Here is a 9,763-nt window from a genome sequence, read left to right on the forward strand (position 1 = left end):
GTTGACGGTCATGTCCAGCGAGGCCATCATGGGCCCGAAGATGGCCATAAAGATGAAGATTGCCAGGATGATCATACCTGAGAACGCTTTCTTATTGCGGTACATCGTCTGCCAGAAATCGATAAATCCTTGACTCATCCGTCAGCCCTCCTCCAGCTTGACGCGCGGATCCAGCTTGGCATAAATGAGGTCCGAGGCCAGGTTGGCCAGAATGACCGCGATGCTGGTCACGAGCAGCAAGCCCTGCATCAAAGTATAGTCGCGCTGCTGTGTTGCCTGCCCGATGTAATAGCCCATACCGGGATAACTGAACACATTTTCGATCAGCGGCGATCCGCCGAGCATAAAGCCGAAATTGACGGCCAGCGTCGTAATCAGCGGCAGCATGGCGTTGCGCTTGACGTAACGGCTCATCAGCGTCCGTTCGGAGACCCCGCGGATGCTGGCGGCGACGATATAATCCTCACCCAGCACGTTGACCGCGCTCCCCTTCATCGTCAATGCCCATGTGCCGATCGTCGTAATGACGTAAGTCAGAATCGGCAGCGCGCCGTGATACAGCACGTTTAGGATGAAGGGAAGGTTGAAGCCGGGCTCCACGATCGGGTCATAAGCCCCGTTGACCGGGAACCAGCCGAATTGAAAGGCGAAAATAACAAGCAGCAGGATGCCGACGATAAAGTTAGGCACCGAAGACGTCAGGATCGCATAGATCGAAATGATCGGATCCAGGACCGTCTTGCGCTTGAACGCCATCATGGCGCCAAGGTTAATGCCGATCAGGAAGCTGATGACGAGCGACACACTGAGCACAAACAGCGTCCATGGCAGCGCGTTGGCGATAATTTCGTTCACCGAAACGTTCTGATAGATCATGGACATGCCCAGATTGCCGTGCAGCAGTCCTCCCAGGTATCGTCCCAGCTGGGTGAAGATCGGCTCCTTCGGATTATAATTGATCATAGCCGTAATCTGGCGGTACGCTTCCTCGAGACTCATCCCGCGCTGAGTGGCAAAATCCCTCGCCCACGTATCGATCGCACTGCCGGGCGTCATCCGCAGCAGGAAAAACGTAAGCAGCATCGCGAGGAAGACCGTGATCAGGGAAACACCGATTCTTTTTAAGACCCCTTTCAGGCTCATTCCTGTCACCTCCAAGTGTTTATCCGGCTTGTGCGGCCGTTATCTCGGCCAATACTCTTCCGGCATGTACGTTGAGTTGAAGCCGTGGTTCAGGTGGGTGATGGCCAGCTGCTCATCCGGATCGGTAGCGAGCGGCATATCCCGGTTGTATTGAATGATTTGGTCCATCATCGGGAAGTTCCCGGACATTGTTTTGGTATTCAGCCAGGCGCCTGTGGCGTTCTGGAAGAAGTTCACGCCCCAGCAGTTTTCGTTGGCGATCCAGGCCAGGTTGTCGATGATTTTGCGGCGCTCCTGTTCGTCCTGAACATAAGGGAACCGTTTCATCTCCTTGTCGATATCGTACACTTTCCCGTCAATGCCCTTCAGCTTCAGATCGAGTTTGCCAGTATCGACTTCGTTGCCGTCCGCGTCCTTCTTCTTCACGTTCGGGAAGCCGACCTTCGTTTTCGTTCCCTGCCAGAACAGCACCCGCATCGAGCTCCACGGATTCTGGAAGCCCCAGGACACGTCAACCCAGTCCATGGACATATCGTATTGTCCTTTGTCGGCGTTGGAGAAGTAGATGGTGCTGTCCACAGCCTTCAGCTTCGTCGGAATGCCGAATTTGGTGAACTGCTCCGCGGCGATCTGCGCCGAGTTCACGCCTGGTGCCCAGTTGTTCGGCGCTCCGATGATGAAGGAAGGCACCTTACCGTCAGGATCGCGCCATAAACCGTCGGATCCTTTGGTCCAGCCGATTTCCTTCAGCAGCTCGGCCGCCTTTTCCAGGTTCGTCGTATAATCGGTCATCTGATCAAGGACGGATTTGTCGACTTCTTTTTCGAGTGACGAAGGCATGATGCCCGTCATCGATATTTTCGGGTATTCCTGGCCGTAAAAGTTGCCGATTTCACGCAGCTTTTTCTTATCCAGCACATAGGTCAGCGCCTGCCGGAATTTGAGGTTGTCAAACGGCTTGTTGCGGATGTTGTACATCAGCCCCACGCTCGCCGGATCATACATCCGGTAGTGAACCAGATCTTTGTTCTGCTTCAGCAGCGATTCCAGGATGTCCTTCGGCGGGGTGCCGTCGTACCAGTCGAGCTTGCCTGCCTTGACAAGAGCGTATTGGGCCGAGAGCTCCGGCACGTTTTTGATCCAGATCTTGTCAAAATGGACCGCATCGGGTCTCCAGTAATCTTCAAACTTATCCAACAGCATATCGGTCGTCGTCACTTTTTCAAACTTATACGGTCCGGTGCCGACCGGAATTTTCGGGCCCGCACGGGTGAATTCATTCCAGTTCAGGGCGATTTTTTTGCTGAGCTCATCCGTAATATCCAAGTTGAACGGTCCGTCCTTGGATTTGTCTGTAAGCGGTTTCGCTTCTTTCAGCAAAGCGTCGGCCTTATCCACGTATTTCTTGTAGATGTGGTAAGGGATTTGGCCCTGGAGATCCTGGGCGAGGAGCAGCTTTCTGAGTTCGGGATACGGCGCAGGGTTCATCCAGTGAAAAACAACGGTGTAGTCATCAGGGGTTTCGATCGAAGTCAAATACTTCGTCACTTCGGCCCCGTTGTTCAGCCGGTAGTACGCCCATACATCTTTACTGGTAAAAGGGGCGCCGTCATGCCACTTTACGTTCTGATGCAGATGTACGGTCGTCGTTTGCTCGGTATCCTCGGAGGATTCCGCCAGCCGGTTGTACACATTGTTCATTGACCGGATAAAGAAGAAGAGGCCTTCAAACATGTAGCGGTTGTTCGTATCCCCGGTTCCTCCGGAGCCGAACGGGTTGCCTTGGTACAGCGGGGGCTTGGGCCATCCGCCCAAGACGTGGAAAATCTTGTCCTTGTTGTACTTGATCTGCGCATCCGGAACCGGCTGCTGCATATCTTTCACTTCTCCGGCGCTGAGCCGGTCCACCAGGCCGGGAGCTGAGGTGCCGCAGCCTGAGACGATCATTACGGCTCCGAGCACAATGCTTAAACAAATGCCTGATAATCTTTTGCGTCCGCTCAAGAGGTTCATGCAGTTCCCCCCGTCTAGGTTATCTTCTCCAGAAGATTGGCTCCTGGAGTATTCCCTATTATAGCGAACGATTTCAGAATCAAGTTCATAAAAACGCTTACATACTCTCCCGAAAATGTATAGAATCGTTTCGTTTTCGACGGTCGAAAACTTTTATATTCATTCTTTACCAGATGCCGGCAAACGGCTGGCACAGCCCCTGTTAACAGCAAAAAGGCCCTTTGTACAAGGACCTTCCCGAGTTATTCACAGCATTAATTTTCCCCGCTGCGCCTCCATTCCATCGGCGTCATGCCCACATGCTTGACGAACAAGTCATGAAAACGGCTGGACGAGCTGAAGCCGACTTCGGAGGCGATAAATTCAACGGGCTTGCGCGAGGTGTGCAGCAGCCGCTTGGCTTCGTCAATCCGCAAGGAGATAATGTACTGTTTAGGTGACATACCGATGCGGTCGGCAAACTTTTTGCGGAAAATGCTTTCCGACAAATAGTGGTTCGCCGCTAGATCCGACACCTTCAGCGATGTATGGTAATTCTGGTGAATTTCCTTCAGCGCGTCCTGAATCATTTGCTCTTCAGGATGCTCCGAGGAGGATTCAGCCGATTGGTCGCAGGTTCCCGTATGGTAAGCCAGCAGCAGCGTCTCCAGCGCGTTGCGCAGCAGATCATAGGAATATTCGGTCTTTTCTTCCCGCCTGCATTCTTCCTCAATTTGGCGCATGCCGGCTAACGCGCGCTCCGCGGCGCCAGGGGTCAAAGACGCTTTCAGGATCGGACCCGGACGCTGCGAAAACGCATGCGACAATAAGTACTGGCAGTAAGGCGGAAGGTTCTGATCATAGATATGCAGCGAATAGCCTTCCCAGGCTTTGACACAGACGTAGCTGTGCTTCAGATCCGGCGGAATGAACAGCAGATCCCCCGGATGTGCTTCAACGTTCTGTTCCCCAGCGGCATAATAACCCTCTCCCCTGATGAGGAGGGTAATTTCGGCGGATGGGTGGGAGTGGGATAGAAATAAACCCTCCTTCTGATCCTTGTCGCTCGGATTCGTATGAAAATACACGATGCTGTCCATAAATCCGATATCCATCAGTGATCCCTGTCCTTTTCATCTGTAATTGTAGAAACGGTAGCCTTACGATAACACATCCCTTATAGACTGTATGTCAGACGGAAGTATGGGGACAAATAGGCCCCTGCCAGCCTTGAAAAAGGGTCCTCTTCATGCATTGACGCCTGTCCCTCTTTGCATGCTCCTGCAATCTCAGCGCTTGACCCACACATCCTTGTAGTTGATTTTACCCCAGGTATCCAGAGTAATGCCTCCCAGGGATTGATCATGTCCGACGATGTGGATGCTGTAGTACATGAATAACAGATGATGGTCTCTCTTTAACTGATCTTCAATCCGCCTCAGCAAAATCCTTCTTACCGTGTAATCCGGTTCCGCCATGACTTCGGAGAGCGCCCGGTCCACCCCATTCCTCGCGGCTTCGTCCAAGTGGTTGCGGATATATCCGTGATGGCAGCGGTACATTTCGATCAAAGACACGGACGGTTCGTTACCAAGTACCTCTCCGGCATAAATCATATCCGCTTGTTTCAGGACCACAGGATTCGAAAGCTCACGGATCGGCATCACATGGACTTCCACCTTCACCCCGATGTCTTCGCAGGCCCGACGGATCCATTCGGTATCCAGCTCGTTACTGGTCATTTCGTAAGTGTACAGGGTCAGTATTTCTCCACGGTAGGCGGATTCGGCCAGGCAGGCTCTCGCGAGCATCAATTCCCCGCCCCGCCCGTACGCCTCGTCATGGTCATATGGATTAAAGCCCGAGGAGGGCTGCTCTCTCTTTCCTCCCAGCTCCTTGACCATCTGTGACGATGAGCCGCTCGCCCGGGACGAACTGGCTTATCTGCTCGGGCGTACCAGACAGGTTCATATTGTCGGAGAGGCCGATTCGCTGGAGACGGCGCTGCAATCGATTGCGGAGATGGCGCCGGACGTCGTGTTTCTTGACATCCAGCTGGCTGAGGATAACGGCCTGGAGCTTGCCAAGCAGCTCTCGGTTCTGGAGCAGGTTCCGGATATCGTCTTTGCCACGGCTTACGATGAGTATGCGCTGCAGGCATTTGAAGTCAATGCTCTGGACTATATTTTGAAGCCGTTCGAGGAAGAGCGGGTGCGGAAAACCGTCGACAAAGTCATGAAGCTCCGCTCCGCCCGCGAGAAAAGGGAAGCCCCTTCTCCCCCGCTGGGACCTGATCGTACAGGCAAGCTGGCGGTCAGCGCGGAAGAGCGGATTCTGCTTATTGATATCGACAACATCGTCTATGTGGGTTCCGAGGACGGCAAGAGCGAGCTGGTCACGACAGGCGACCGTTACAAGCTGAACGAGCCGCTGGTCAATCTGGAGCGCCGGCTGGCCGGAACTTCCGTCGTCCGGGTGCACCGGTCGTACCTGGCGAACTTGAATGCGGTCACCGAAATTCAGCCGTGGTTCAACTCTGCCTGTATTCTCGTCATGAAAGACGAATCCAAGGTTCCCGTCAGCCGATCCTTCACCAAGGAACTGAAGCAGCAGCTCGGATTGTAGCTGAGAATCAACAATCTACCGTCTATCTGTGATCATTCCTTTACCGGCGGCAGATGGCCGGCAGTCCCTTTCCTGTCTGGCTTATCCTGTGGGGGCTCACCCGGAATACATCTGCCTGCCATTCACCGCCTTCTTTTGGCCGTTCATCCTTTCCTCCCGACTTTTCGGCCTGAAAACACCTTGAATCGGTTTTCATCAGGTATAGTACGGATAAAATCTCTTCACCCGTTACAAGCGGGGTGTGAATAAAGGAGGAACTCCAAAAATGAATGCGGTTACAATCGTCATAGCATCCATCTGTATTCTCATGATCGCCTACCGCCTGTATGGGACGTTCATGGCCGCCAAGGTGCTGAAGCTCAGCAACAGGACGCCTACGCCGGCCCATGCCCTTGAGGACGGCAAGGACTACGTACCGACGAACAAATGGGTCACCTTCGGCCATCACTTCGCCGCGATTGCCGCCGCGGGGCCGCTGGTCGGGCCGATCCTGGCCGCCCAGTTCGGCTACTTGCCCGGCCTCTTGTGGCTGCTGATCGGAGCCGTTATCGGCGGTGCGGTTCATGACGCGGTCGTGCTGTACGCGTCCATGCGCAAGCAAGGCAAGTCGCTGTCCGAAGTTGCCAAGGAAGAGCTTGGACCGGTCGCCGGCTTTTGCACGGGGCTGGCCATGCTGTTCATCATCATTATTACGATGGCGGGCCTGTCCATGGTCGTGCTCCATGCCCTCGAAAACAATCCTTGGGGAACTTTCGCCGTCGGCATTACGATTCCGATCGCCATGGGCGTCGGCCTGTATTACAAAAAAACCGGCAAGCTGAAGACCGCGACCACCGCAGGATTTATTCTGCTCATGATCGGCGTATTTGCCGGTCCTTATATTCAGGAAACGGCCATCGCCCAATGGCTGACGCTGGATGCCAAGACGCTGGCCGTGATTTTGCCGATTTATGCTTTTTTTGCAGCGGCGCTGCCGGTATGGCTTCTGCTCGCTCCCCGGGACTATCTGAGCAGCTTTATGAAAATCGGTGTGTTTGTTGCCCTTATTGCCGGCGTGTTTGTCATTAACCCGGTGATCCGCTTCCCGGCTTTTACCGAATTTGCCGGAGGCGGGGGTCCTGTTATTGCAGGTCCTGTCTGGCCTTTCATTTCGATTACGATCGCCTGCGGAGCCATTTCCGGTTTTCATGCCTTCGTCGGCTCCGGCACGACGCCAAAAATGATCAACCAATGGACCGACATCAAGGTCATCGGCTTCGGAGCGATGCTCGTCGAGTGCGTGGTCGGCATTATGGCGCTGATCGCCGCAACAGCGCTGCACCCAGCCGACTATTTCGCCATCAATTCCGCTCCGGCCGTGTTCCAGACGCTTGGGATGCATGTAGAAAACCTGCCGCAGCTCAGCAAGGAAATCGGAATGGATCTGGAAGGTCGAACCGGTGGAGCGGTCACGCTTGCGGTCGGCATGTCGTATATTTTCACAAAAATTCCGTGGTTCAGCCATCTGGCACCGTTCTTTTTCCAGTTCGTCATCATGTTTGAGGCGGTGTTCATACTGACAGCGATCGATTCCGGGACTCGCGTCTCCCGTTATCTGATCCAGGACTTTTTCGGCGAGCTCTATAAACCGCTGAAGCGGACCGATTGGCTGCCCGGCAATATTTTTGCGAGTGCACTCGCCTGCTTCATGTGGGGATACTTGCTCTTTTCCGGTGATATCAGCTCGGTTTGGGCCTTGTTCGGCGTCTCCAATCAGCTCATGGCTTCCATCGGCTTGATTATCGGAGCAACCGTTATTTTAAAAATCGCCGATAAGCCGATCTACGCTCTGACGTGCATCATTCCGCTAGCGTATCTATACGTCACGGTGAACTACGCAGGTTATTGGATGGTACGTCATGTGTACTTGAACCCGCAAGCTTCGGGATATAACGTTCTCAATGGTGTGCTTTCGATCATTATGCTGATCTTGGGCGTCATTATTTTAATCACAGCCATCAAAAAATGGATGGAGCTGTTAAGCTCGCCGACATTACACCAGGGATCGTTGATTCCGTGATCCGTCTAAAATATTTTTCATCTGCATACCAACCTGCCGCAAGGTCCTCCACTAAAGGCCTGGCGGCTTTTTTCGAATCATCCCCTGACATGGCAAGCCAATAATTAGCATTTGCTTCCAATATCAAGGGGTGATAATATGTATAGCGGCCATTCTGAGGCTGCATGAAATCATGATCATACAGGAAGAAGGAAGTAATTAACTACATGAATAACTCGATCCGTTTATTTAAGGTGTCCGGCATTGTGCATAAGGATCAACTTGTCGTTTGCGTCAAGGAATGGAAGCTCCTGAAGGAAACCGGGCGTTATTACGAAATTAAATCAGATGATGCCAACGTCAAGAGAGTGTATAAAGAAAAGCTCGGTGTGATCCAAGACGATACCAAGGCATACGCGAACGGGCTGATTTCGAACCACACCTTTTGTGCACATGAGGACATTGAAACCATGAAATCGCTCATTATCACAGAACTGGACTCCAAAATATCTTCTACCTGCAAGACCTGCTGCTGAACNGAAAAAGCACTGGAAAGCTCTGACGAAAACTCGATTTCACTTCATATTACTGAGCTGAATCGTTAACTTATAAATGACATGAATACTTATGCAAGGGCGTCCATCCACTCGGTTGGCGCCCTTGCTGCTTGTAACGAGAATTATCTGTACCTGCGGTCCGATTCCTGGATCGGATAATCGTTGCCGCTCATATCCCGTCTTCGCATCAGCCCTTCTTCATCAAACTCCCAATGCTCATTCCCATGCGTTCTCATCCACTGTCCCGTGTCAGCGTCCCGCCATTCATACTCGAAACGCACCGAAATGCGATTGTCCGTGTAACACCATAGCTCCTTCATGAGCTTGTAATCCAGTTCTTTCTCCCATTTTCGTTTCAAAAAATCCCGGATGGCCTCCCTTCCCTTAAAAAACTCGGTGCGATTCCTCCACTCCGAGTCGGGAGAATAAGCCATCGCCACCAGATCCGGATTTCTTGTATTCCAGGCGTTCTCGGCAGCTTTTACCTTGGCAAGCGCTGACTCATGGTCAAACGGGGGTTTAATGATATTAGACATGGACTCCACCTCACGATATGAACTAACCACAAAAATGTAGTTGTTATGGTTAGTATGATATGTACTTTCCATTAACCTGTCAATCCATTATTATTAGGTTAGTTAAAAAGAATGTCAGTCGGAGGATATTTCATGACGTTAAATAATACAGGTTCGTTTCCACTGCTCTCTGGTCATCCTTCACTGGATTTGGTCAATACCGAGCTGGTTCGCAGAGGCATCCGCCATGATCTGCTGATCCGTCCGGATGATCTATCCTCTTGGCTTGAAGCTCTACATATTAAGGAAAGTCTGCCTAGTCTGCCTTCACTTCAGCATGCATCATCGGAGATCACGAAAGAAGCGCTGAATAAAGTTAAAGAATTTCGGATTGTCGTCAGAGACATGTACGAGCGGCTGGCTGACGGCCAAGAGGTTACCCGCTCATGGATCCGCCTCATGGAAGCGTGCATTGCCAAGGCTCCATTGTCCTATCACTTCCTAGACGGAAGACTAGTTCCCGTTCCGCTGGGGTCTGACATCGATGCGATCCTGTCCCTGGTCGCCCTGGACGCGCTCCGGCTGCTGGAAGCTGGTGAATTAGCGTATCTTCATCGGTGTTCCAATCCCGAATGCGTCCTGCTCTATATTGACCGTTCGGGACGACGGAAATGGTGCTCCATGAAGATTTGCGGAAACCGGAATAAAGTGGCGCGAAACCAAGCCAAAAAGACCACAATCAAGATATGTGATCACCACCACCAACACAAACACCAATACAAACCAAACAAGCTTTTTGTATTACATTAAATCTCTACCGGGACACAATAAAGGCGGTGGTTACGTAATATATATTATGTTAACCATTTATTGTGTGGATGACCAAGGCACAC

Annotated in this window: 9 protein-coding genes and 1 pseudogene; 4 read left to right on the forward strand and 6 right to left on the reverse strand. The window is 52.2% G+C overall.

Going from position 1 to position 9,763, the window contains the following annotated elements:
* The 5 genes and pseudogenes from CPT76_RS42010 to CPT76_RS10450 form a co-directional block, all read right to left on the reverse strand.
* Positions 1–138 (reverse strand): annotated as a pseudogene (locus tag CPT76_RS42010) (ABC transporter permease); the annotation flags it as partial.
* 3 nt (positions 139–141) lie between these two features.
* Positions 142–1,143 (reverse strand): ABC transporter permease, encoded by a 1,002-nt coding sequence (locus tag CPT76_RS10435; RefSeq protein WP_076165307.1) that lies wholly within the window; start codon positions 1,141–1,143, stop codon positions 142–144.
* Positions 1,144–1,182: 39 nt separating this feature from the next.
* Entirely contained in the window at positions 1,183–3,156 is a 1,974-nt protein-coding gene (locus CPT76_RS10440) for an ABC transporter substrate-binding protein (RefSeq protein ID WP_105442868.1), read from the reverse strand.
* Positions 3,157–3,410: 254 nt separating this feature from the next.
* Complete coding sequence (locus tag CPT76_RS10445; protein ID WP_105442869.1) at positions 3,411–4,250, reverse strand: AraC family transcriptional regulator; 840 nt, start codon at positions 4,248–4,250, stop codon at positions 3,411–3,413.
* 174 nt (positions 4,251–4,424) lie between these two features.
* Positions 4,425–5,039, reverse strand: coding sequence for a periplasmic substrate-binding domain-containing protein (locus tag CPT76_RS10450; protein ID WP_146116212.1), 615 nt, complete (start codon positions 5,037–5,039; stop codon positions 4,425–4,427).
* Here CPT76_RS10450 and CPT76_RS10455 point away from each other — a divergent pair.
* The 3 genes from CPT76_RS10455 (at position 5,032) to CPT76_RS10465 (ending at position 8,334) form a co-directional block, all read left to right on the forward strand.
* Positions 5,032–5,760, forward strand: coding sequence for a LytR/AlgR family response regulator transcription factor (locus CPT76_RS10455; RefSeq protein ID WP_105442871.1), 729 nt, complete (start codon positions 5,032–5,034; stop codon positions 5,758–5,760). The two genes, CPT76_RS10450 and CPT76_RS10455, sit on opposite strands and share 8 nt — an antisense overlap.
* A 265-nt stretch (positions 5,761–6,025) precedes the next feature.
* The gene (gene cstA / locus CPT76_RS10460) at positions 6,026–7,819 is read left to right on the forward strand and encodes a carbon starvation protein CstA (protein ID WP_105442872.1); all 1,794 of its coding nucleotides are present in this window, start codon (positions 6,026–6,028) and stop codon (positions 7,817–7,819) included.
* 206 nt (positions 7,820–8,025) lie between these two features.
* Positions 8,026–8,334 carry a hypothetical protein gene (locus CPT76_RS10465; protein WP_105442873.1) on the forward strand — a complete coding sequence of 103 codons (309 nt, stop codon included), beginning with the start codon at positions 8,026–8,028 and terminating at the stop codon, positions 8,332–8,334.
* A 143-nt stretch (positions 8,335–8,477) separates the two neighbouring features.
* Here CPT76_RS10465 and CPT76_RS10470 read toward each other — a convergent pair whose 3' ends face one another.
* Positions 8,478–8,891 (reverse strand): nuclear transport factor 2 family protein, encoded by a 414-nt coding sequence (locus CPT76_RS10470; protein WP_105442874.1) that lies wholly within the window; start codon positions 8,889–8,891, stop codon positions 8,478–8,480.
* Positions 8,892–9,023: 132 nt separating this feature from the next.
* On the opposite strand from CPT76_RS10470, the gene CPT76_RS10475 reads away from it, so the two are divergent.
* Positions 9,024–9,680: a CGNR zinc finger domain-containing protein gene (locus CPT76_RS10475; protein ID WP_105442875.1), complete on the forward strand. Its 657-nt coding sequence runs from the start codon at positions 9,024–9,026 to the stop codon at positions 9,678–9,680.
* The last annotated feature ends 83 nt before the right edge of the window (positions 9,681–9,763 follow it).

The organism is Paenibacillus sp. AR247, assembly GCF_002968895.1.
GTDB lineage: Bacteria > Bacillota > Bacilli > Paenibacillales > Paenibacillaceae > Paenibacillus_AQ > Paenibacillus_AQ favisporus.

What these genes read in the sequence shown, in the direction of transcription:
- CPT76_RS10470 (WP_105442874.1), bottom strand. Translation starts at nt 8,891, where the DNA reads ATGTCTAATATCATTAAACCCCCGTTTGACCATGAGTCAGCGCTTGCC.
- CPT76_RS10435 (WP_076165307.1), bottom strand. Translation starts at nt 1,143, where the DNA reads ATGAGCCTGAAAGGGGTCTTAAAAAGAATCGGTGTTTCCCTGATCACG.
- CPT76_RS10475 (WP_105442875.1), top strand. Translation starts at nt 9,024, where the DNA reads ATGACGTTAAATAATACAGGTTCGTTTCCACTGCTCTCTGGTCATCCT.
- CPT76_RS10440 (WP_105442868.1), bottom strand. Translation starts at nt 3,156, where the DNA reads ATGAACCTCTTGAGCGGACGCAAAAGATTATCAGGCATTTGTTTAAGC.
- CPT76_RS10465 (WP_105442873.1), top strand. Translation starts at nt 8,026, where the DNA reads ATGAATAACTCGATCCGTTTATTTAAGGTGTCCGGCATTGTGCATAAG.
- CPT76_RS10445 (WP_105442869.1), bottom strand. Translation starts at nt 4,250, where the DNA reads ATGGATATCGGATTTATGGACAGCATCGTGTATTTTCATACGAATCCG.
- CPT76_RS10450 (WP_146116212.1), bottom strand. Translation starts at nt 5,039, where the DNA reads ATGGTCAAGGAGCTGGGAGGAAAGAGAGAGCAGCCCTCCTCGGGCTTT.
- cstA (WP_105442872.1), top strand. Translation starts at nt 6,026, where the DNA reads ATGAATGCGGTTACAATCGTCATAGCATCCATCTGTATTCTCATGATC.